Source organism: Halomicrobium mukohataei DSM 12286, from assembly GCF_000023965.1.
GTDB lineage: Archaea > Halobacteriota > Halobacteria > Halobacteriales > Haloarculaceae > Halomicrobium > Halomicrobium mukohataei.
In genome coordinates this window covers 3,000,375-3,023,227 of the sequence record NC_013202.1, presented here as the reverse complement: position 1 = coordinate 3,023,227, position 22,853 = coordinate 3,000,375, and the positions used below count along the sequence as shown (strand labels likewise).

Below are 22,853 nucleotides of genomic sequence, written 5' to 3'. Positions count from 1 at the left end.
CCGTACGCAATCGTACGGTCGACCGGGCAAACTGCGACAAGAGGCCGTCTCATACTGCCGGCTGTAACTTCGTGAAGATCTTCGCCACCCCGGGGTGGCGAAATCGTTCACAGATTTACAGCCGGTAGTATCAGATAACGCCGGTCACGGTCGCCGCCTCCCGAGCGGCGGCCTCGCTCATGCCGTCGCCCAGGATCGTGTAGCGATCTCGGATCTCGTGGGCGGTCGTCAGCGCTTCCAGTACGGTGTCGTCGTCGATCCCCAGCTCGTCGGCCGTCGTTGGTGCGCCGATCGAGGCCAGCGCGTCGCGAACGTCGATCCACTGCCCTTTCGCGCCGCTGTGGAGGTACTCGGTCATGATCGAGCCGACGCCGACCTGGTGGCCGTGGAGCGCGGCGTCGGGCGCGATTCGGTCGAGCTGGTGGGAAAAGAGGTGTTCAGCGCCGGAGGCGGGCCGCGAGGAGTCGGCGATCGACATGGCGACGCCGGAGGAGACCAGCGCCTTGACGACGATCCACGACGACTCTTCGAGTCCCTGCTTGATCGAGCCGGCGTTCTCGACGAGCATCTCCGCGGTCATCCGGGCCAGCTCGCCCGCGTACTCCGAGTACTCGACGTTTTTCAGTCGGTGAGCCAGCTGCCAGTCCCGGACCGCGGTGTAGTTCGAGATGATGTCGGCACAGCCCGCGGTGGTCAGCCGCCAGGGGGCTTCGGCGAGGATCTCGGTGTCGGCGACGACGGCCAGGGGCGGCTCAGAGGCGACGCTGTGGCGCGTATCGCCCTCCGGGACCGAACCGCGTCCGGAGACGATGCCGTCGTGACTGGCAGCGGTCGGCACGGAGACGAAGCCCAGGTTCAGCTCGTCGGCGGCCATCTTCGCGATGTCGATGGCCTTCCCGCCGCCGACGCCCAGCAGGTAGCCGGCGTCGACCGAGCGGGCGGTCTCGATGACCGACTCTACGGCTTCGAAGCTGGCCTCCTCGACGATCACCTCGGCCGGATCTGCGTCGGCGTCCTCGAACTGCGCGACGACGCGCTCGCCGGCCACGCTGTACGGCGTCGGGCTGGCGACGATCAGCGGCCGCCCGGAGAGGTGGATGTCCTCGACGGCCGCGACAGTCTGGTCGAGGACGCCGTGGCCCACCACCACGTTGTGGGGGAGCCTGATCCAGCTCGTTTTGTCGAACATACCCGTGGGTGGTCAGCCAGGCGTGAAAACACTTGTCGTGGCCGGCGGTCGCTCCAGGACGGCGGGTCGGTCGAGCGACCGACGCGCGCATTCGTCGACCGACCCTCCGTTTTTTATCGGGTGGGACGGAACTGAACGGACATGGCAACGACGGGCCCACTCGGCGAGACTCGTCGCCCGCTGGCCACGGAACTACTGATCGTCGTGGCGGCGCTGCTGGCGGTCCAGCTGTGGACCGGGACGCTGTGGAAGCGGGTGGTCGGTCCCTCGGTCCGGAACCTCCCGCTGGCCGACGCGCTCGGTGTCGACGGCTTCGGTGCCTTCCTCGCGAGTTCGTTCGTCTACAGCGGGCCGTTGGTCGCGAGCCTCGTGGTCATCGCGGCCGTCTACGTCCGTGCCCGAAATCTGCCCGTCGGCACGGCGCTTCCCGGCAGATCGGATCTGGCACTGGTCGCACTGGCCGTCGTCACGCCGGCCGTCCTGATCGGCGTGACGGACCTCGTCGGTAACGTCACGGGCGTCCCGTTCAAGACGCTCGTGCTCACGGCCTACGCCGAACGGGCCCCGTTCACTTTCGTCGCCGGCACGACGCTTGCCAGGGTGTTCGTCGCCGTTCCGCTGGCGCTGGTGCTCAACCAGGTCCTCGTTCAGGGGAGCGTTCGATCGATCACGAGCAGTGACACCGCGATCGTCCTGACGACGTTACTGGGTGCGTTCGTGCTGGGCGATCAGGGACTGGTCGGCGGCATCGGCGAGACCCCGAAGTACGTCGGCGTCGGCCTGTTCGCGCTCGCGTCGCTCGCTGTCCACGTCTCCCGAACACGTTTCGACGCCAGGTGGATCCGGGCTGTCGCCGCCGTTCCAGCAGTGCTGTTCGTCGTCCTCTCTGGGACCCAGTGGGTCGCCTCGATCGACTCCATCGCTGCGGGACTGTACGGATTCGCCAACCTGGCGACGCTCGGCGTGGCCGCTTACACCTACGAGCGGACGGACTCGCTGCTCGTTCCGGCGCTCGCGTACGCGTCCCTGTTCGTCACCAGCGAAGCGATCGTGTTCCTCTTCGAACCGGGCCCGCTCTGATAGCGACTCGGCGACGAACCGGTAACCACTCTATAACAATCCGTCCGGGCCTCGAAGAACGGGTGTCATGTCCTGTGTGAACTGCGACACCGACACGCGGGCGTACACGCTCAGAGCCCACGTCAACGACGCCGACTCGGACGTGGACCTGACGTTTTGCTCGACGGACTGCCTGGCAGACTGGGTGTGAGGTGAGAGTCTCGGCGCTGTCGCCGGCTCACTCGTCGAGCGACGCCAACAGCGCCGTCTCGTCGGCCCGGTCGGGCCCCTCGCCTCGCCCCGTGCGCTCGCTCTCGCGGTGTTCGTCGACCGTCGCCGCCAGTGCCGCCTCGTGTGGCGTCGACGACCAGCCCAGCGAGCGCAGCTTCGCCGTCGAGAGCAGGTGTGGCGAGGCCCGATACAGCGGGAACTCCGTCGATTCGAGTCCGACACGCCTCAGTTCGCGCTCGCTCACCGCCACTCGTTCGACCGTGGTGTCACAGGCCGCTGCCAGCAGATCGACCCACTCGCCCAGCGTCGGGACGTGGTCGTCGCCGACGTTGTACGCCTCGCCGGCAGTGCCCGACTCGGCGACGACCCGGAGCGCGCTGGCGACGTCCTCGACGTAGACCAGCTGCCAGAGGCTCAGCCCGTCGCCCGGCACGGCGACGCGGTCGTGGTTGTCCACGCGATCGATCCAGTAGTCGAAGCGCTCGGTGTAGTCGTGTGGCCCGTAAACGACGGTGGGGCGGACGCTCATGGCGCGTACCCCGCGCTCGGCCGCCGCGAACACCTCGCGGTCGCCCTCGGCTTTCCGCGGCCCGTAGGTCGCCGCACTGTCGGTCGTCGCCTGTTCGGGCGTACACTCACACAGCGGCGTCTCGTTCTCTCGCTTCGGGACGCGCTCGACGCCGTAGGACGCGCCACTGGAGACGTAGACGTAGGCCTCGGCGTCGGCGAACACGTCGGTCGCGACGCGCACGTCCTCGGGGAAGTAGGCCACGCAGTCGATCACGGCGTCGGGGTCGACCTGTTCGCGAACCGCTTCGAGGTCGTCGCGATCGCGTCGGTCGCCCTCGACGTGACCGACGCCGGGATCGTCTGCGAAGGGATTGGCGTGGTTCCCGCGGTTACAGATCGTCACGTCGTAGCCGTGCTCGCGGAACTCCTCGACCGTCGCCCGGCCGATGAAGCGCGTCCCGCCGATGATCAGCACCGAGTCCATACTGGCAGGTCGAGCGGCGACGGGAAAACGGTTGGTCCTACGGGTACCGACTCGCGTGGTGCGTCAGGAACGGACTGTGGAGGCACGGCCGGTGGTCCACAGCCGAGCGGCAAAAAAGAGTCGTCCGCCGATCGACCCGGGAATCGAGCCCGATGGTCTCGATCAGTCGTCGCTGGTCGCGATACCGCCCTCGGCCGCGCCAGCCTCGGGCGTGGCCGACGCGGGCGGTTCGTTGCGCACGTCGTCGCGGTCGCGCTCGTCGATGACCTCGGCGTAGGCGTCGGGCATGATCTTCACGAAGTCCGACAGCGCCGCGTCCCAGTCGTCGAGCAGCGTCTTCGCCCGCTCGGAGTCCGTGTAGGCGGCGTGGTTCTCGACCAGTCGGGTGAGCATCTGCTCGTCTTTCCCTTCCAGCGTTCGAGACAGCGAGACCATCCCGGTGTTGGCTCGCTGCTCGAAGTCGCCGTCGGGGTCGTAGACGTAGGCGACGCCGCCGGACATCCCGGCCGCGAAGTTCTTGCCCGTCTCGCCCAGGACGACGATGGCACCGCCGGTCATGTACTCACAGCCGTGGTCGCCGACGCCCTCGACGACGCCCTTGACCCCGGAGTTGCGGACGGCGAAGCGTTCGCCGGCCATCCCGTTGACGTAGGCCTCGCCCTGGGTCGCGCCGTACAGCGCGACGTTGCCGACGACGATGTTCTCGGCGGGGTCGAAGGCGGCCGTCTGTGGCGTCTCGACGATCACCTTCCCGCCGGAGAGGCCCTTGCCGACGTAGTCGTTGGCGGTCCCGTCCAGCGCCATGGTCACGCCGTCCTGCAGGAAGGCCCCGAACGACTGGCCGGCCGTCCCGTCGAGGTCGACGCGGATGGTGTCGTCGGCCAGTCCGTCGGTGCCGTACCGCTCGCTGATGCGGTTCGAGAGGGTCGCACCGACCGCGCGGTGGACGTTGTCGATCTCCGTCTCGATCGCGACCGGCTCGCGGTCTTCGAGCGCCGGCCGGGCGGCCTCGATGAGCTCCCAGTCGAGTTGCTCGTCGATGTCGTGGTCCTGCTCGCGGCTCTTGATGCGCTGGTCGCCCTCCGGCTCGGCGACGAGTCCGGAGAGGTTCAGCTTCTTGGCCTTGGGGTTCTCGATGTCGTCGCGCTGTCGGAGCAGCTCCGCTCGACCGACCATCTCGTCGATGGTCTCGAAGCCGAGCTCGGCCATGATCTCGCGCAGCTCCTGGGCGATGAAGGTCATGTAGTTGACCACGTGCTGGGGTTCGCCCGGGAAGCGGTCACGTAGCTTCTCGTTCTGGGTGGCGACGCCGACCGGGCAGGTGTTCTCGTGGCACTGTCGGGCCATCACACAGCCCGAGGTGACCATCGACGCGGTTCCGAAGATGTACCCTTCCGAGCCCAGCAGCGCGGCGACGGCCACGTCGCGGCCGGTCTTCATCCCGCCGTCGGAGGTGACTCTGATCCGGTCGCGCAGTTCGGTCGCGCTGAGCATCTGGTTTGCCTCGGCCAGCCCCAGCTCCCAGGGGAGGCCGGCGTTCTTGATCGACGTCTTCGGCGACGCGCCGGTCCCACCGGAGTGGCCCGAGATGTGGACCACGTCGGCGTTCGCCTTCGCGACGCCGGCCGCGATCGTCCCGATGCCGTCCTCCGCGACGAGCTTGACGTTGATGTCGGCGTCGGGGTTGGCCGCCTTCAGGTCGTGGATCAGCTGCTTGAGGTCCTCGATGGAGTAGATGTCGTGCAGCGGCGGCGGAGAGATGAGGCCGACGCCCGGCGTCGCGTACCGGACGTGGGCGATCATCTCGTTGACCTTCTTGCCGGGCAGGTGCCCGCCCTCGCCGGGCTTGGAGCCCTGTGCCATCTTGATCTGGATCTCCTCGGCAGAGGCGAGGTAGTCGCTCGTGACGCCGAAGCGCCCGGAGGCGACCTGCTTGGTCGTACACTCCTTCTCGGTCCCGAACCGCTCGGGCGGCTCGCCGCCCTCGCCGGTGTTGGCGTTGGCACCGATCCGGTTCATCGCGATGGCGTTGTTCTCGTGCATCTCGGGAGAGAGGCTCCCGAGGCTCATCGCGGCCGTCTCGAAGCGCTGTACGATCTCCGAGACGGGCTCTACGTCCTCGACCGGGATCGACTCGCGGGCATCGTCGTCGAACTCCAGGAGGCCCCGCAGCGTCTGGAGGGTCTGCTGTTGGTCGTTGATCTCCGCTGCGAACTCCTTGTAGGTCTCGTAGTCGCCCATCCGGACCGCCTGCTGGAGCTTGCCCACCGTATCCGGGTTCCACTGGTGGTGGATCCCGTCCGACCGGAACTCGTACTCGCCCTGTCGGGGCATGTCCGGCTCCTCTTCGCTCCAGGCGATATCGTGGCGCTGGCGGAGGTCGGCCTCGATCTCGTCGATGCCGATCCCCTCCGTGCGGCAGGTCGTCCCCTCGAAGTACTCGGCGACGAAGTCCGAGCCGAGCCCGACGGCTTCGAAGATCTGGGCTCCCTGGTAGGACTCGACCGTCGAGATGCCCATCTTGGCCATCGTCTTCAGCAGTCCGTCCTCGACGGCGGTGATGTACGCGCCGATCGCTGCCTCCAGGTCCGCACCGTCCGGCCCGGCGACGAGGTCGTCGATCGTCTGGTAGGCGAGGTAGGGGTTGACCGCACCCGCACCGTAGCCGATCAGCGTCGCGAAGTGATGCACCGCCCGTGGATCACCGGACTCCACGACGAGTCCGACGTGGTTGCGAAGCCCGTTGCGGACGAGGTGGTGGTGGATGCCGCCGACCGCCAGCAGGCTCGGGATCGGGACGCGGTCTTCGCCCGCCGCGCGGTCCGAGAGCACGAGCACGTCGGCGTCGGTCGCGGCCGCGGTCGCCTCGTCGCGAACGTCCTCGATCGCCTCCCGGAGGTCGGTCCCTCTCTCGTAGGTGATATCGAGGACGGCCGACGACATCCCGTTCTCGTCCAGCTCTTTGATCGCCGCCGTCTCCTCGTCGCTGAGGATCGGCGAGTCGAGCACCAGCTGGCGGGCGTGTTCCTGTGTCTCGGCCAGCAGATTCCGCTGGTAGCCCAGCCGCGACTCCAGCGAGGTGACGAGTTCTTCGCGGATGTAGTCCAGCGGCGGGTTCGTCACCTGTGCGAACAGCTGCTTGAAGTAGGTAAACAGCGGCCGGTTGAACTGAGAGAGCACCGACAGCGGCGTGTCGTCGCCCATCGAGCCGACGGGGTCTTTCCCCTTCTCGGCCATCGGCTGGATGAGGTGGTCGACCTCGTCGTAGGTGTAGCCGTACATCGCCTGATGGCTCCGGAGTCCGTCCACGTCGCCGATCGGCGCGTCGGACTCGCGGCCGGCGATGTCGTCGATGCCGACCTGTTCGTGTTCGACCCACTCGCCGTACTTCTCGTCGCTGATGTCCTCGAACACCTCTTCGTCGGGGATGACGCGACCCTCTTCGGGATCGGCGAGGAAGCACTGCCCCGGCTGGAGACGGCCGCGTTCGTCGATCTCGTCGGCGGTGTGATCGAGCGCGCCGGCTTCGGAGGACATCACCAGCGTGTTGTCCTGCAGGATGTCGTACCGGCAGGGGCGCAGGCCGTTGCGGTCGAGCACTGCGCCGACGCGGTCACCGTCGGTGGCGGCGACGAGCGCCGGACCGTCCCACGGTTCGACGAGCGAGGCGTGGTAGTCGTAGAAGTCCCGCCGGTCGCCCTGCACGTCGTTCATCTCGCCCCGCCAGGCCTCCGGAATGAGCATCCGGAGCGCGTGGGGCAGGTCTCGACCGTCCTGCAAGAGGAGTTCGAGCGCGTTGTCGACGCTCGCGGTGTCGGACTGGTCGGGATCGTCGATGATCGGCTTGATCTTCTCGATGTCCGACTGCGCGCTCTGCTCGCCGTCGTCGAACGCGTCGCTCTCGATGTCGGTCTCGCGGGCGCGCATCCAGTTGATGTTGCCCTGGATCGTGTTGAACTCGCCGTTGTGGATGATGTTCCGATACGGGTGAGCGAGGTGCCACGCGCCGAGCGTGTTCGTCGAGAAGCGGGCGTGGACCAGCGCGAACGTCGATTCGAACCGCTCGTCGCTCAGATCGGGGTAGTAGCCCGACAGCTGTTCCGCCTTCAACAGCCCCTTGTAGACGATCGTCTCGTGGTCCAGCGAGCAGACGTAGAACCGTTCGTGGCCCGCCGGCTCCGCCGTCTCGATTTCGTTCTCCAGCACGCGGCGACCGACGTAGAGCTGTCGCGAGAAGGCGTCGCCGGTCGCGCCGGTGGCCGACGTGACGACGACCTGTGTCACGTCCGGCTCCGATTCGAGTGCCGTCGCGCCGAGATCCTCGTTGTCCGTCGGCACCGAGCGCCAGGCCAGCACGTCGAGCCCTTCTTCGGCCAGCGTCGATTCGACGAGATCTTTCAGCGCCGCGGCCTCGTCGTCGTCCTGTGGGAGAAAGAGCGTCCCGACGGCGTACGCGCCGGGGTCGGGGAGATCGATGTCGAGTTCGTCCGCGAAGAAATCGTGTGGGATCTGCAGCATGATACCTGCGCCGTCGCCGGTGTCCTCTTCGGCACCGGTGGTCCCGCGGTGTTCGAGGTTCGCCAGTAGTTCGAGTCCGTCCTGTACCACCCAGTCGTGTGACCCGCCGTCGAGATCCATGACGACCCCGACACCGCAGTTCGACCGAGCATCGGTCGGGTCCGCGAGCCCTGCGGCGCTCCCGGACCGGTCACTCTGCTGTCGCTCAACCATATGTGATCCGAGCATAGTGGTTCCCCCACAAGAGGGTGTCCCTGATACAATAAGGGTACACTATACACATTTCCATGAGTATTATTACCATATAAGGTTCTATACGGATCAATCATGAGGGTCTCCGACATCGCCGGTACGACCGACCGTTACACGGCAAAGAAGACGGTTCTGTAGTCTCTCCGCTCGTCGCTGGCGACGGTAGCGTCGCCGATGAACGGGAACGCAACGACAGGCGTCTCGACGACGGTCCCAGGCCGGTCTACGGCCAGGTGCCGGACTGCTCGGCGGCGGTCAGCACGCGCTCGATGGCGACGACGTAGGCCGCGATGCGCATGTTCGGGAGGTCGTGTTCCTCGTAGGCGTCGACGAGCGTGTCGAACTGCTCGACGATGATGTCTTCGAGCCGCTCGTTGACGGTCTCCTCGTCCCAGTAGAAGCGCTGGCGGTTCTGGACCCACTCGAAGTACGACACCGTGACGCCACCGGCGTTGGCGAGGATGTCGGGGACGATGAGCACGTCTTTCTGTTCGAGCACGTCGTCGCCGTCGGGCGTGATTGGGCCGTTGGCTGCCTCCGAGATCACGTCCGCCTGGACGCCCTCGGCGATCTCTGCGTCGATCGCGTTCTCCAGTGCGGCCGGGACCAGCAGATCCACGTCGAGCTGGAGGAGCTCCTCGTTCGTGATCTCCTCGTCGGCACCGTGGAAGCCGACGACGGAGCCGGTCTCACGCTTGTGGTCTTTCGCTGCGACGGCGTCGAAGCCGTCCTCGCTGTAGATCCCACCGCTGGAGTCCGAGACGGCGACGACCGTCGCACCCATCTGCTCGACGAGCTTGGCGGTGATCCAGCCCGCGTTCCCGTAGCCCTGGATTGCGACGGTGGCGTCGGCGATGTCCTCGCCGAGGTAGTCGAAAGCCTCGCGGGCGGCGATGACCGTCGAGCGACCGGTCGCCTCGACGCGGCCCTCGCTGCCGCCGCTCGCGAGGTCCTTCCCGGTGATGACGCCGGGCTCGGTCGTGCGCTCGATCGTCTCGTAGGTGTCTTTGATCCAGTTCATCTCGCGCTGGCCCGTGTTCACGTCGGGCGCGGGCACGTCTCGGTCCTCGCCGATCAGCGGCGTCAACTCCTTCGCGAACGCGCGGGTGACGCGTTCGAGTTCGCTCTCGGAGTAGTCGCTGGGGTCGATGATGATACCTCCCTTACCGCCGCCGAGCGGGATGTCGACCGTCGCCGTCTTGTAGGCCATCCAGCCCGACAGTGCTTTCACTTCTTCGCGAGAGACGTTCGGGTGATAGCGGATTCCGCCCTTGTACGGGCCGCGGTCGCCGTTGAACTGCGAGCGGTACGCGCGGAACACTTCGATGGAGCCGTCGTCCATCTCGACGGCGAGGTTCGTCTCCAGAATGCGCTCCGGGTTCTTGAGACGATCGAGCATTCCCTCGTCGACGTCGAGGTACGCTGCCGCGTCGTCTACCTGCTCCTGGAAACTCTCGAACGGGTTCACGTCTGCCATAACTGAATGTTTGTACACCGACCTTAAAAGATAACGAAACGATACAGAGTGCATGACCATCCAATATAAAAACATGACGTAATATTCCTCCGATGAATATGTATTATTTGGTGGCGCACATATTCCTTGTATGTGACTATATCACGCACAAGGCGGTGATCGACCGTTCTAACGGCAACAAGGTCCGCATTCCTCCCTCAGTCTGTCGTTTGTCACACGACAGTCTGACGCCCTTTTATGGTGAACCATCCGCCACTCTCTCCCGGGGGCACCGGAGAATGTCACACGCTCCCTCGACCCCATCTTCGTTTCGTCACGGCCGTCGCTCGTCCGCTCTCACGTGACAGACCGCGTCGACGACAGCGGCGGCTCTGCTTCTCTCATACGGAAGTTGTAGGTCTTTACCAGATCGACCGCACGCCGTCGTGCGGTCGACTGGGTAAACGCCTACAACCGTCCGTATCAGGCGACTGCCTGTCCGGTACGTCGACAGCTCTCGGATCGGTAGCGGGCGGCGTGCTACTGTCTGACCGAGAGCGCGAGCAGTCCCGACACTTCGATCTCGTCGCCGGGCGCAATGTGCGCCGTCTTGCCGGGGCGCACTCGCTCGCCGTTCACTCTGGTCAGGTTGTCGCCACGGGTCGTGAGAACGAACCCGTCGTCCGTTCGCTGGAACACGAGATGCCCGTCGTCGATCCACTTGGTCTGTTCGGGCTTCCCGCCGTCGCGCAACAGGGAGCGGAGTTGCTCGTCGACGGTCGTTCCGTCTCTGACCGCAATCTCGCGGCCGCCGACCGACAGCGTCAGCGTCGTCGGGACCGGTCTCTCGGGGTCGTCGTCGGCGTTCTCGCGGAGTCTCGCACCACACTGGCTACAGAACTGCTCGTTCGTCCCGACGATCTCCCCGCAGTCCCCACAGTTGGTCAGATCTCGAACGCCACGGACGGCGTCGCCGGTCGTCTGACCTTCGGTCTCTGCTTTCGGATCGTCACCTTCGTCCGCGTCGTTCTCGTCGTCTCCCTCTCCACCGGCAAGCCACTCGCCGACTCGGTCGGATCGCCGGACGAGGAGCCCGCCCGTGACGACTCCGCCGACGACGAGCCCGAGGAGCGGGATTGCCAGCAGGTAGATCAACACTCCGCCACCGCTCTCGCCAGCGGCCCCCTCGCTCGTCGTCGTGCCGGTCCGTTCGCCGCCCGTGCTCTCGGTGTCGGCCGCGCCGTCGGCGCTCGCGTTCACGGCCGTCCCATCGCCGGCAGCCGACTCGTCGCCCTCTCGGGTCGTCTCCGCCGTGTCGGTCGACTCGCGCTCGTCGCTCGGCGTCTCGTCGTCGCCGCCGCCCGCCGAAGTCGCGGTCGCGGCTTCGGTACCGTCCGTCGCCGTGTCCGTCGCCTCGGTCGACACTGGCGTGCTGGTCGGCGTCGCCGTTGGCGTCTCCGTCGCCGTCTGGCGCGTCGAGCTCCCTTCGCCGGCCAGCGCGGCGAATCGCGTCGTCCCCGTCGGGAACGCCGACCGGTCGATCGATGCGCTGACCCTGTTTTGCTCCGCGTCCACGCTGCCGCCGACCGTCGCCCAGCTCTCGGCCCCGTAGCTCCAGATCGACAGCGCCGACTCGTCGTCGACGTCACCGTCCTCGTAGTGGAGGCGCAGCGAGAGCTCGGTGTCGCTGCCCAGCGCCGTGATCGCGGCGGCCCGACCGGCCGACTGCTGTCCGTCCGGAGAGTTCGGAATCGACTCCACACTCCGGATCGTGGCGTTCCTGATCGGCGTCGCGGAGACTCTCGTCTCCGGGGCCGTCGATTCGCCCAGCGAGAGCGATCGGACTCGGTTTCCGTCGCCGCCCGCGACGGCGAGGTCCGCCCCGTTGTCGGCCGCGACTCCGCCGCGGACGACGGTGTTGGTCGCTCCGCGCCCGAGTGAGAGTCCCCGCTCTGTGTTCGCCCGGGCAGTCGGACCGTTGAGAGTCACGCCGTCGCTGCCGACGATCTCGATTCCGTCCGTGTTCTCGACGGCGGTGACGCCGCTGATCGTCGCGCCGTCCGCGGCCGCGGCATGGAGACCGGTGTCCCATCCCGTGACGACGACGTTCTGGATCTGGACGTTCTCGCTCCCGCCGACGTGGATCCCGACCGTCCCCTCGTCCCGGTCACCGCCGGCCAGCGTGTGGCCGTTGCCCTCGACGACGACGTCGTCGCTCCGGATCTCCAGACAGCGGTCCACGTCGGTCGCCTCGATCGCGCCCGACAGCTCGTAGGTCCCGCTCTGTTCGATCGTCCGACACTCGTCGATACTCGCGGTCTGGCTCCCGACGACGCCCGGCACCGCGGCTGCGACCACCAGTGCCAGGACGACGAGAGCCACACCCCTGTGCGTGCTGTTGCTGTGTCCCATGATCCCCTGTGTCCGATCGGCCCCTCACCACCCCGGAGGCCGGTCAGCTATCGTTTCTCACGAGCTAGTTCGACATAAAAATTGGTGGCGTACGTCTGTAGCCGAGTCCCGCAACTGCTCCCGACAGAGTGAGCGGTCTCCTCGGCGTCTCCGCCAGCAGTGAACCGCGCCTTCGGCGCGGTATGCTAGTACGACTTCGCGAAGTAGGCGGTCTCCTCGGCGTTCTCACCGCAGATGGCACACTCCGACCTTTTTCAGCGTCGGGTGTCCTCGCTCGCTTCGCTCACTGCGGGCACCACTCCTCGAAAAACGTCGATGAAAAAGCCGAGTACTCGCTCCGCTCGCACTCGGTGAAACCGCGCCTTCGGCGCGGTATGCTAGTACGACTTCGCGAAGTAGGCGGTCTCCTCGGCGTTCTCACCGCAGATGGCACACTCCTCGTGGATCGGTTCCTCGTCGCGGTCGAGGGGGACCATCACGATCTCTGCGGCGATGGCCTCTTTGATAGGCTCTTCGCAGTCCTCGTCGCCACACCAGCCACACTTGACGTAGCCGCCGTGCTGGCCGATCGTGCCGAGAATCTCCTCGCGAGACGTTGCCTCGCGGATCTCGCCTTCCAGCGTCTCCTCGGCGCTGGCGTACAGCTTCGCGAAGACCTCGTCGAGGTGGTCTCGAACGGTGGTTTCGAGACCGTCGCGGCTCTCGGTGATCGACTCGCCGTCGGGGCGATGCGAGAGGGTGAGTTCCTCGTCTTCGACCTCGTTGGGGCCGATCTCGACGCGCAGCGGCACGCCCTTGAGCTCCCAGTCGTTGTATTTGAAGCCGGGGTTGCGGTGGTCGCGGTCGTCGAAGTGGACGCGAACGCCCGCCTCGTCGAGTTCGGCGGCCACGTCGGCGGCGTACTCAAGCACCTCGTCTTTGGTGTCTTCCTGCCAGATCGGCACGACGACGACCTGCTTGGGCGCGAGCGTCGGCGGGAGCACCAGCCCCTGATCGTCGGAGTGGGTCATGATGAGTGCGCCCATCGCGCGCCACGAGAGGCCCCACGACGTGGTGTGAGCGGTCTCCTCCTCTTCGTCCTCGTCGACGTAGGTGATGTCGAAGGCCTCGGCGAAGCTCGTCCCGAGGTAGTGGGAGGTCGCGGCCTGGACGGACTTGCCGTCGGGCATCAGCGTCTCGACCGTCGTCGTGGTGTGTGCGCCGGGGAACTTGTCGTGTTCGGGCTTGCGGCCCTTCAGCGGCGGCATCGCCAGTACGTCCTCGTACAGCTTCTCGTACTGGTCGAGCCGCGTCATCGTCTCCTCCCAGGCGTCGTCCTCGTCGCGGTGGGCGGTGTGGCCCTCCTGCCAGAGGAACTCCTTCGTGCGGAAGAACGGCTTCGTCTCGGTGGCCTCCCACCGGACGACCGAACACCACTGGTTGATCCGCAGCGGCAGGTCGCGGTGCGAGCGCGTCCACTGGGCGAGGAACGGCGCGATGATGGACTCGCTCGTCGGACGCACGGCGAGTCGCTCTTCGAGTTCCTCGTTGCCGCCGTGGGTCACCCACGCGACCTCGGGGTCGAACCCTTCGACGATGTCTTTCTCCCGTTCGAGGTAGCTCTCGGGGATGAACATCGGGAAGTAGGCGTTCTGGACGCCGGTGTCCTTGAACCACCCGTCGAGGTGGGTCTGGATCTGCTCCCAGATGGCGTAGCCACGCGGGCGCGTGACGATGAATCCGCCCATCGGCGCGTAGTCCGCGAGACCGGCCTTCTGGACGACCTCCGCGTACCACTCGCCGGGACTGTGTTCCTTGCTCTCCGTGATCCCGAGTTCCTGCTCTTCGCTCATACCGAACACTCTGACACCGGGGGGATAAACGCGCTGTGTTTCCCCGGTCGCCGCCACTGCCCGTGTCGCCGTCGGTTCCCGGAGCTACGCACCGATCGTCGTCAGCGACGCCAGCGAATCCGCGAGCCGTCGTTCCATCCCGGCCCCGTCGAAGCTCGGCACCGGGCTGATGTCGACGGCGTAACACTCGTCGTGCTCGTCGACGACGAAATCGACCCCGATAGCGCGCGCGTCGAACCGGTCGAGCAGCTCGCGGATGCGCGTCGCCAGCTGGACGCGGACGCTCGTCTCTTCGAGCACCGGCCGCCGTTCGGTCAGCTTCGTCCTGATCGTCAGCGCCTGCAAGTGCGTCTCGATCCCGTCGTCGAGCGCGTAGTAGCGTTCGATCGACGGCTCGGTCCCGACCGCCTGCTGGTAGAACTCCGGATCGGCGTCGACCCCCGCCGGCTCGTCCCACCGAAAGCGGTTCTTCCCGACGTAGTCGGCGTCGGGCTTCTGGAAGGCGATCGCGGGCACGCGGTACCCGATCCGTTCCAGCGCGTTGAGGACGACGAGCCGACAGGACAGCGCCGTCGTCGGAAAGAAGCCGTTCAGGGTCTCGACGCCGTTGCGGTCCGCATACGAGAGGGCGTCGAAGGACTGCCGACAGATGGTTCTGTTCGCGAGCGCGTCGAGCGCGTCGATGTCCTCGGGTCGGATCGGCTCTCCGGGCGGCAGGAACTCCACGTCGAACCCCCTGGCGGCGAGCCGCTCGGCCGCCCGTCCGAAGACGGCGTCGTCCGGCTCACAGATGACCCCGATCGTATCCATAATCGCCCCCACGAAGCCGTGTTTCAAAAGAGTATGGCCAACGGCTCTCACGAATCCCCGACCGCGAAGGGGCTGTCCGTCTCTCGCCACGGCCACCCGGGGAGTCGCGTCTGGAAGCCAGCGGCCAGCGCGGCGTCGAGGTCGTCGGCACCCGCGGGATCGTCTGGGGTGCCGTGTGTCGTCACGTCCGCGTAGTGGAAGGTGGCCTCTGCGAGCAGTCGCAAGGGCTGGTTTCCGGCGATCATCGCGGCCAGTTCGCGACCCAGCAGTTCGTCGACGACGAAGCCGGGATAGTCGTCGGTCACGTCGAGATCACGCAGCAGGCCGATCAGCGCGGCGACGTTGACCGCGCGGTCGCCGTCGGCAAACAGTTCGTCGACGGCGGCCAGGTACGCCGCCTCGTCGACGGGTTCGACGGAGACCTCGAACGCATCGCCGAGGTGCGCTCTCGTCTCGTTGAGCAGCGGGACGATCACGTCTGCACGCGCTCGGACCCAGTCGCGTTCGCGTCTGACCGTCTCGGGTGTCACGTTCATCGTTCGCTCTCACACACGCCCCGCACTTGTGTCTCACCGTCGCGTGGACTCACCGGACTGCCTATTGCGAAGGCTTTTATTACCTGTGGGGAATACGCTGAGGTAGGATCGGTTTTCCGGCCGTCGGTTCCGGCCTGCAGCGTTCGACGGTCGCCGATTACGTGAACTATGTTACTACACAGCGTCCGTCCCGGCGTACGCCGACCGCCCACGACGCCGGGGGCACTCTCTGAGCTATGAGTACGGTAGACAAGCAACTCGAAACGGTGCGTGAAACGATCGACGAAGTCGTTCCTCGCGAGATCACGATCTCCGACGTGACCTACGAGGGGCCCGAACTGGTCATCTACACCCGCGATCCAAAGCAGTTCGCGCGCAACGGTGATCTGGTGCGCCGACTGGCCAGCGAGCTTCGGAAGCGAATCTCCGTCCGGCCCGACCCGGACGTGCTGACGCCGCCGTCCCGTGCAGAGGAGGCGATCAGGAAGGCCGTGCCCGACGAAGCCGAGATCTCGGAGCTGGACTTCCACGCCGACACCGGCGAGGTCCTGATCAAGGCGACGAAGCCGGGCGTCGTCATCGGCCAGAGCGGCGAGACCCTCCGGAAGATCACCCAGCGGGTCGGCTGGACCCCCGAGGTCGTCCGGACCCCGCCGATCGAGTCGGCGACGGTCCAGAACGTCCGGAACCTCCTCCAGCAGGAACGTGACGAGCGCCGAGACGTGCTCGAACGCGTGGGCCGGCAGATCCACCGCGAGCCGATGTCCGACGACGAGTACGTCCGGATCACGATGCTCGGGGGCTGTCGAGAGGTCGGCCGCAACGCCTTCATCCTCTCGACGCCCGAGTCGCGCGTCCTGATCGACTGTGGCGACGTGCCCGGCTCCTCCCAACAGCCGTATCTGGAGATCCCGGAAGCGTTCGGTGCCGGCGCGAACGGTATCGACGCGGTCGTGCTGACCCACGCGCACCTCGATCACTCTGGGCTCGTCCCGCTGCTCTTCGAGTACGGCTACGACGGCCCGATCTACTGTACCGAGCCGACCCGTGATCTGCTCGGCCTGTTGACCCTCGACGCGCTCGACGCGACGACGGGTGAGGGCCACGCACCGCCCTACGACTCCGAGCGCGTTCGAGACGCCATCAAGCACACCATCACGCTTGAGTACGGCGACGTGACCGACATCGCACCCGACATCAAGCTGACGCTGCACGACGCCGGCCACGCGCTCGGGTCGGCCGTCACGCACTTCCACATCGGCGACGGGCTCTACAACGTCGCCTTCTCCGGAGACATCCACTACGACGACACGCGGCTGTTCGAGGGCGCGACCAACGAGTTCCCCCGCGTGGAGACGCTCGTCCTGGAGTCGACCTACGGCGGTCGCAACGACTACCAGACCGACCGAGAGGACGCCGAGCGCAAGCTCCTCGAACTCGTCCGGGAGACCCACGATCGGGACGGGACGGTCGTCGTCCCCTCGCCAGCGGTCGGCCGCTCCCAGGAGCTCATGCTCGTCCTCGAAGCGGCGATGCGGGCCGGCGACATCCCCGAGATGCCGATCTACCTCGACGGGATGATCTGGGAGGCGACGGCGGTTCACACCACCTACCCCGAGTTCCTGCGCGAGGACCTGCGGGACCGTATCTTCGACGAGGCGGACAACCCCTTCCTCGCGGACGCCTTCGAGCCCGTCGACGGCGACGCCGATCGGGCCGCGCTGGCCGACGGCGAGCCCGGGATCGTCCTCGCACCCGACGGGATGGTCACCGGCGGGCCGGTCCACTCGTGGCTCGAACACCTCGCGGGCGACGCTGACTCGACGCTCGCGATGCTTGGCTACCAGGCCAGTGGCACGCTCGGCCGTCGCATCCGGAACGGCTGGGACGACCTCCCGATCGGCGACGGCGGCGAGACCGTATCACTCGACATGCGCGTCGAGAGCGTCGACGGCTTCTCGGGCCACGCCGACCGACAGGGACTGGAGAACTTCGTCCGGACGATGAACCCCAGCCCCGAGAAAGTCCTCTGTGTCCACGGCGACGAGTCCGCGACACAGGACCTCTCGTCTGCCCTGTATCACGACCACAATCTCCGGACGTTCTCCCCGAAGAACCTCGAAACGTTCCGGTTCGTGTAGGGCCGCCGATCGCTGTGAGCGCCGGCATCTCTGGGGGGCTCCGACACCAGTAAGACGCTGGGGCCGTTCCCGGTCAGTATGGACGACTCGCAGTACGAGCGACTCAGGACGTTACGACGCGACCTCCACCGACACCCAGAGCCCGCCTGGCGGGAGTTCTACACGACGGCCCGTCTCGTCGAGGTGCTGGAACCCACCGCGGACGAGCTGATCGTCGGCCCCGACTTTCTCGACGCCGACGACCGTCTGAGCGTTCCCGAGGAGGCGACGCTGGCCGAGTGGCGCGAGCGCGCCCTCGATGCCGGCGCGGACCGCGACACCGTCGAGCACCTCGAAGACGGACAGACCGGGCTCCTGGCCGTCCTGGAGCGCGGCGAGGGGCCGACGGTCGGGCTGCGGGTCGACATCGACGGACTCCCCCGCGAGGAGTCGGACGACCCCGACCACGAACCCGTCGCCGAGGGCTTCCGCTCGGAGACCGGTGCGATGCACGCCTGCGGCCACGACGCCCACGCTGCCATCGGCGTCGGCGTCTTCGAAGCGATCGCCGACAGCGATTTCACCGGGACGCTGAAGGTGCTCTTCCAGCCCGCAGAGGAGATCATCGGCGGTGCAAAAGCCGTCAGCCACCGGCACCTCGACGACATCGACGCGCTGCTGGCGGTACACATCGGGCTCGACCACCCGACCGGCGAGGTCGTCGCTGGCGTGACGGACTTCCTGGCGGTCAGCCAGTTCCACGCCGAGTTCACGGGCGAGCCGGCCCACGCGGGTGGCCACCCCGCACAGGGTACGAACGCCGTGCAGGCGATGGCGGCGGCCGTCCAGAACCTCTACGCCATCCCGCGCAACGAAGACGGTCCGACGCGGATCAACGCGGGTGTCGTCGAGGGCGGGACGGCCTCGAACATCATCCCCGAACACGCGAGCATCGAGGGCGAGGTCAGAGGAGAGACGACAGAACTGATGGCGTACATGCGCGAGCGCGCGAACGACGTGATCGAACACGCCGCCGGAATGCACGGCTGTGAGTACGCCGTCGAGCGCACCGGCGAAGCGCCCAGCGCGACCAACGACGAGGAACTCGTCTCGCTTGGCTACGATGTCGCCGAGGGGATTCCCGGCGTCGACTCGCGGCTCCGGACCGCGCCACTCGGCGGCAGCGAGGACGCGACGGTGCTCATGCGACGCGTCCAGGAGACGGGCGGCACTGCGGCCTACGTCGGTGTCGGCACCGACCACCCCGGCGGCCACCACACCGCGACGTTCGACGTGGACGAGCCGTCGCTGGCGATCGGCGTCGACTGGCTCTCGGAGACGGTACGCGAGATCGCAGACGAAGACGACTGATACGGTTTATTGTAGTTGCGTACCGGTGATCGTCGCCACGGAGTAGACGATCACCGGTAAATCGCTACAATAATCCGTATGATACGGTTTCTCGTAGTTGCGTACCGGCGATCGCCGCCACGGGGCAGACGATCTCGGGTACACCGCTACAATATTCCGTATGAACGGTCAGTACTTCGGATCCGCACCGGTGACGGCGTAGATCTCGTCCATCAGGTCGTCGCGCTCGGACTGCCAGCGGTCGAATTCCGAGGGACTCGACGGATAGGACTCGTAGTGTTCGAGGAGTCGGTCGGCGAGCTGTTTGGTCTTGTAGAGGTCGTAGATCGTGCCCCAGTGGCCGAAGCTCTTGATCGCGGTCTTGAGCTTCAGTCCCAGCCCCATGTCGGCCGAGCCCGAGTACAGCGCGTCGGCGATCTTGTTGGCCGGCATCGCGGCGAGCAGGCCCATCAGATCGTCCACGTCGTATGCCGTCGTGAAGATGTTGTACACGTCCAGGGCGGCGTAGCGCGCGCCGAAGTGGTCCATCACGCGCTCGTTGTACTCCCACAGCGCCGCCTCCTCGTCGACCCGTCCGGCCTCCATGGCTTCGATGGCCTGCTCGCCCGCGTACTGGCCTGCGTAGGCCGCCCCGGCGATGCCCCCGCCGGTCGTCGGATTGACGTGGCCGGCCGCGTCGCCGACGGCCATAAAGCCCGGTGCGACCGCCGAGTCGTACGGACGGCGAGTCGGCAGCGCAGCGCCGAGCTTGTCCTGTACCTCGGCGTTCTCGAACTCCGAACGGCCCTGGAGGTCCTGCTTGAGGTCGTCGACTAACTCCATCGGCTCGTCTTCGGTCATCTGGAACCCCAGGCCGACGTTGATCTCGGTGTCGGTCCGCGGGAAGTACCAGACGTATCCCGCCGCACGCTTGGCAGGCTTGAACACGAGGGCGTCGTCCCACGGCACCGGCTCTTCGGTCTCGACGATCTCCCGGTAGGCCGAGCAGAACTGCGAGTACCTGACGTTCGTGTCGAAGGTCGCCGAATCGAGCGTCGCCTTCTCCTGGATGATCGACAGCGCCCCCGCGGCGTCGACGACCAGTTCGGCCTCGTAGCTCGCGTGGTCGCCCTTCCGGATCGCCTCCAGCCCGGTCACGCGGCCGTCGTCGTCCTGCCGTACGTCCTGGACGACGGTGTCGTAGTGGAATTCGACGCCGGCCTGCTCGGCACCCTCGATGAGTAGTCGGCCGTACTCCCAGCGATCGATGACGGCCAGCTCGCCGGGGACCGGGATCTCCAGGACCGTGTCCTCTTCGGGGATCTCGAACCGGCCGTGGTCGACGCCGGTGTTCGTGAACGCGCCCTCGATCTGGGACTTCGGGATCGCCGTCGGGAAGTTCGAGGCCCCCTTCAGCGCGTCGCCACAGGCGATGTGGCCCGCCTCCTGGGCGTCCTTGCGCTCGGCGATGACGACGTCGTAGCCCTCGTGGGCGAGCGTCGCTGCGGCGTAACAGCCCGACGTGCCCGCGCCGACGACGGCCACGTCGTACTCGTGGGTGGTCATGGACGGGACCTATCTCCCGAGGGAGAAAACTCTTTATTCCGACGACGCGGTATCCGTCGGTTCGAGAGGCGCTCGCACTGCTGACTGGCACTCCGTGACCTCCCCGCTGCTGGGTCGGTCGATGGTACGGGCACGGCGGGCAGTGTCGGCCGAATCCGGATCCGCTGGCGGCCTCGATCCGCCCGATAACAAGAGTTTTGCCGGGTGGTTCCGAACGCCGGGACATGACCGAGTACACCGTGGAGTTCGTGGGGACCGGCGAGGAGATCACGGTCTCGGAGAAGGAGACGATCCTGAGCCGGTGTCTCGAAGAGGGGATCGCACAGGAGTACTCCTGTCGCGTGGGGATGTGTCTGGCCTGTTCGGCGGAGATCGTCGACGGCGACGTCGTCCAGCCCGCCGCACGAGGACTCACCGAGGAAGAGCGGGACGGCTACGCGCTGACCTGTATGGCGCGGCCGGCTTCGGACCTCAAACTCGACCGCGGGAAGTACCCGCCCAGTATCGAGGCGGCGGGTTCGGCCGACGCGGCCGGCGACGAGCAGGCGGCCGCCGACGACTGAGTCCATTAATTCCTCGATCCGTCTCGGAAAGAATCGCGGAACTGAATCTCGAACCCACCTCGTCCGCGTTCTGTCGGTCTCAGAGACGTTACCACGCACTTTCGAGAAGGACAGATCATATAAGCGAGTGGCTCCTACGTCGAATCGAATCGTTGCAGACCCGCGCCAGGGGTCAGCCGTCGGAGACTGCCACACCTGCACAATCATGACCAGCCGTGTATACAGACTTCATTCGACACTCGAACTGCCACTCGAAGACACGTACGACCTCTTCGAGGAACCCGATCTTCCCCCCGAAATCGCCGACGTCGAGATCACGCGGCGGAACAACACGCTGATCATCAGCGCTGTCTCGGCCGACGACACGATCAGCAAGTACACGCCGACGGCCCAGTTGAAGGCCAGCGTCACGGAGAATCGGGTCTACGAGGAAGATCCCGAAGAGATGGACGGACCCGGACCCGGTCCCAACAGCGGTGGTGGCAGTCCCCAGTGGGGTTCATTCGAGGAGGAAGAAGAAGAGATCCCGTCGGAGCTGGTCGAGTACGCCTGCTTCAAGGGCGACCTCGAAACGGTCCTCCAGAACACGGCCCTGCAGTATCCGATGTTCCAGGTCCTCTGTGAAGTCGCGAAAAACGCCGAGAAAGGCACTCTTACCGCGATCGTCTGTGTCGACGAGAGCCTCGAAGCGGTCCGGATCGTCGACGGCGAGGAACTCCCTGCGACGATCAACGTCGTCGAGGAACCCCGCGACGACGCCGAAAACGAGAGCGTCGACTGGCGCAACAACGAGTTCATCAGCTGATTCTGCGGTCTGCTTCTGTGTCATTCGACGGAAACGACGACCTCTGCAGGGCCAAGAGCACGCTCGAAAAGTGGCCGATCGGGACCGCGCCGATTCCCACACAGTATGGGAATATCCCACATACCTGTCGGACATCCAAAAAGTACTTACAGCGCATCTAATTATATCTCATTACTCATGGCAGCATTCCCAGACTACCTCGACGTCGACTACACCGACGGCGAGGGCGAGACGCCGGAGGACTACCCGTCGATCAACCACAAGATCGAGAAGGCCATCGAAGTCACCAAGGAAGGCCTCGAACAGTACGAGAACCCGGTCGTCATGTGGACCGGCGGCAAGGACTCGACGCTGACGCTGTACTTCGTCAAGGAGGTCGCCGACCGCTTCGACCTCGAAGTCCCGCCGGTCGTCTTCATCGACCACTACCAGCACTTCGACGAGCTCATCGAGTTCGTCGAGCACTGGGCCGACGAGTGGGACCTCGAAGTCATCTGGGCTCGCAACACCGACATCGGCGACTACGTCGACGAGAACGGACTCGATCCGGGCGACGACATCCCAATCGACGCCCTCTCGGAGCACAACCAGCACCACGTCCGCGAGATCCTCGAGTACGAGGAAGACAGCTTCCCCTTCCTGCTCGACACCTACGTCGGCAACCACCTGCTGAAGACGGTCGCGCTCAACGACGCCATCGAGGAGCACGACGTCGACGGCATCATCTCGGGCATCCGCTGGGACGAACAGGAGTCCCGCGCCGACGAGACGTTCTTCTCGCCGCGCCACGACCCGGACATCTACCCGCCACACGACCGCATCCAGACGATCCTCCAGTTCGACGAGGCCGCCGTCTGGGACGCCTTCTGGAACTTCGTCGTGCCCGACACCGTCGAAGGGTTCCCCGAGGAAGGCTACGTTCCGGAAACGGACGACGACCTGCCCGAGGGCATCGAGCAGGACGACATCCCCGTCTCGCCGAAGTACTTCGCCGGGTTCCGCTCGCTCGGCTCCGAAGTCTCGACCGACAAGGCAGCCCAGGAGCCCGCCTGGCAGCAGGACCTCGAAGGAACGACCGAGCGCGCCGGCCGCGCCCAGGACAAAGAAGACCTGATGGAGCGCCTGCGCGATCTGGGCTACATGTAGACGGGCGGTTTTCT

General features: G+C 66.2%; 15 protein-coding genes. 6 read left to right on the top strand and 9 right to left on the bottom strand.

Annotation, left to right across the window (positions count from 1 at the left end; all coding sequences use genetic code 11):
• Positions 1-130 precede the first annotated feature (130 nt).
• Positions 131-1,189, bottom strand: a complete 1,059-nt coding sequence (locus tag HMUK_RS15205; protein ID WP_015764086.1) for an NAD(P)-dependent glycerol-1-phosphate dehydrogenase — start codon at positions 1,187-1,189, stop codon at positions 131-133.
• A gap of 141 nt (positions 1,190-1,330) precedes the next feature.
• Here HMUK_RS15205 and HMUK_RS15200 point away from each other — a divergent pair, with 141 nt between their 5' ends.
• Positions 1,331-2,269: a hypothetical protein gene (locus tag HMUK_RS15200; protein WP_015764085.1), complete on the top strand. Its 939-nt coding sequence runs from the start codon at positions 1,331-1,333 to the stop codon at positions 2,267-2,269.
• A 217-nt stretch (positions 2,270-2,486) separates the two neighbouring features.
• Here the strand turns inward: HMUK_RS15200 and HMUK_RS15195 are convergent, their stop codons facing one another.
• The 7 genes from HMUK_RS15195 to HMUK_RS15165 all read right to left on the bottom strand — a co-directional run bounded on the left by HMUK_RS15195 (position 2,487) and on the right by HMUK_RS15165 (position 15,289).
• Positions 2,487-3,473: an NAD-dependent epimerase/dehydratase family protein gene (locus tag HMUK_RS15195; RefSeq protein WP_015764083.1), complete on the bottom strand. Its 987-nt coding sequence runs from the start codon at positions 3,471-3,473 to the stop codon at positions 2,487-2,489.
• 162 nt (positions 3,474-3,635) lie between these two features.
• The gene (gene gltB, locus HMUK_RS15190) at positions 3,636-8,204 is read right to left on the bottom strand and encodes a glutamate synthase large subunit (protein ID WP_174259128.1); all 4,569 of its coding nucleotides are present in this window, start codon (positions 8,202-8,204) and stop codon (positions 3,636-3,638) included.
• 262 nt (positions 8,205-8,466) lie between these two features.
• Positions 8,467-9,720, bottom strand: coding sequence for a Glu/Leu/Phe/Val family dehydrogenase (locus HMUK_RS15185; protein WP_015764081.1), 1,254 nt, complete (start codon positions 9,718-9,720; stop codon positions 8,467-8,469).
• A gap of 519 nt (positions 9,721-10,239) precedes the next feature.
• On the bottom strand, positions 10,240-12,111 hold the full coding sequence (locus HMUK_RS15180; RefSeq protein ID WP_015764080.1) for a NosD domain-containing protein: 1,872 nt from the start codon (positions 12,109-12,111) through the stop codon (positions 10,240-10,242).
• A gap of 377 nt (positions 12,112-12,488) precedes the next feature.
• Positions 12,489-13,943: a proline--tRNA ligase gene (gene proS, locus HMUK_RS15175; RefSeq protein ID WP_015764079.1), complete on the bottom strand. Its 1,455-nt coding sequence runs from the start codon at positions 13,941-13,943 to the stop codon at positions 12,489-12,491.
• Between the two features lie 84 nt (positions 13,944-14,027).
• Positions 14,028-14,753 (bottom strand): hypothetical protein, encoded by a 726-nt coding sequence (locus HMUK_RS15170; RefSeq protein WP_015764078.1) that lies wholly within the window; start codon positions 14,751-14,753, stop codon positions 14,028-14,030.
• A gap of 47 nt (positions 14,754-14,800) precedes the next feature.
• Positions 14,801-15,289, bottom strand: coding sequence for a hypothetical protein (locus tag HMUK_RS15165; RefSeq protein WP_015764077.1), 489 nt, complete (start codon positions 15,287-15,289; stop codon positions 14,801-14,803).
• Positions 15,290-15,525: 236 nt separating this feature from the next.
• On the opposite strand from HMUK_RS15165, the gene HMUK_RS15160 reads away from it, so the two are divergent.
• The gene (locus tag HMUK_RS15160) at positions 15,526-17,430 is read left to right on the top strand and encodes a beta-CASP ribonuclease aCPSF1 (RefSeq protein ID WP_015764076.1); all 1,905 of its coding nucleotides are present in this window, start codon (positions 15,526-15,528) and stop codon (positions 17,428-17,430) included.
• A gap of 78 nt (positions 17,431-17,508) precedes the next feature.
• On the top strand, positions 17,509-18,780 hold the full coding sequence (locus HMUK_RS15155; RefSeq protein ID WP_015764075.1) for an amidohydrolase: 1,272 nt from the start codon (positions 17,509-17,511) through the stop codon (positions 18,778-18,780).
• 168 nt (positions 18,781-18,948) lie between these two features.
• Here HMUK_RS15155 and HMUK_RS15150 read toward each other — a convergent pair whose 3' ends face one another.
• The gene (locus HMUK_RS15150) at positions 18,949-20,325 is read right to left on the bottom strand and encodes a geranylgeranyl reductase family protein (protein ID WP_015764074.1); all 1,377 of its coding nucleotides are present in this window, start codon (positions 20,323-20,325) and stop codon (positions 18,949-18,951) included.
• A gap of 224 nt (positions 20,326-20,549) precedes the next feature.
• Here HMUK_RS15150 and HMUK_RS15145 point away from each other — a divergent pair, with 224 nt between their 5' ends.
• The 3 genes from HMUK_RS15145 (at position 20,550) to HMUK_RS15135 (ending at position 22,839) form a co-directional block, all read left to right on the top strand.
• The gene (locus HMUK_RS15145) at positions 20,550-20,888 is read left to right on the top strand and encodes a 2Fe-2S iron-sulfur cluster-binding protein (RefSeq protein WP_015764073.1); all 339 of its coding nucleotides are present in this window, start codon (positions 20,550-20,552) and stop codon (positions 20,886-20,888) included.
• A 205-nt stretch (positions 20,889-21,093) separates the two neighbouring features.
• Positions 21,094-21,693 carry a DUF7110 family protein gene (locus HMUK_RS15140; protein ID WP_015764072.1) on the top strand — a complete coding sequence of 200 codons (600 nt, stop codon included), beginning with the start codon at positions 21,094-21,096 and terminating at the stop codon, positions 21,691-21,693.
• 177 nt (positions 21,694-21,870) lie between these two features.
• Positions 21,871-22,839 carry a phosphoadenosine phosphosulfate reductase family protein gene (locus HMUK_RS15135; RefSeq protein ID WP_015764071.1) on the top strand — a complete coding sequence of 323 codons (969 nt, stop codon included), beginning with the start codon at positions 21,871-21,873 and terminating at the stop codon, positions 22,837-22,839.
• The last annotated feature ends 14 nt before the right edge of the window (positions 22,840-22,853 follow it).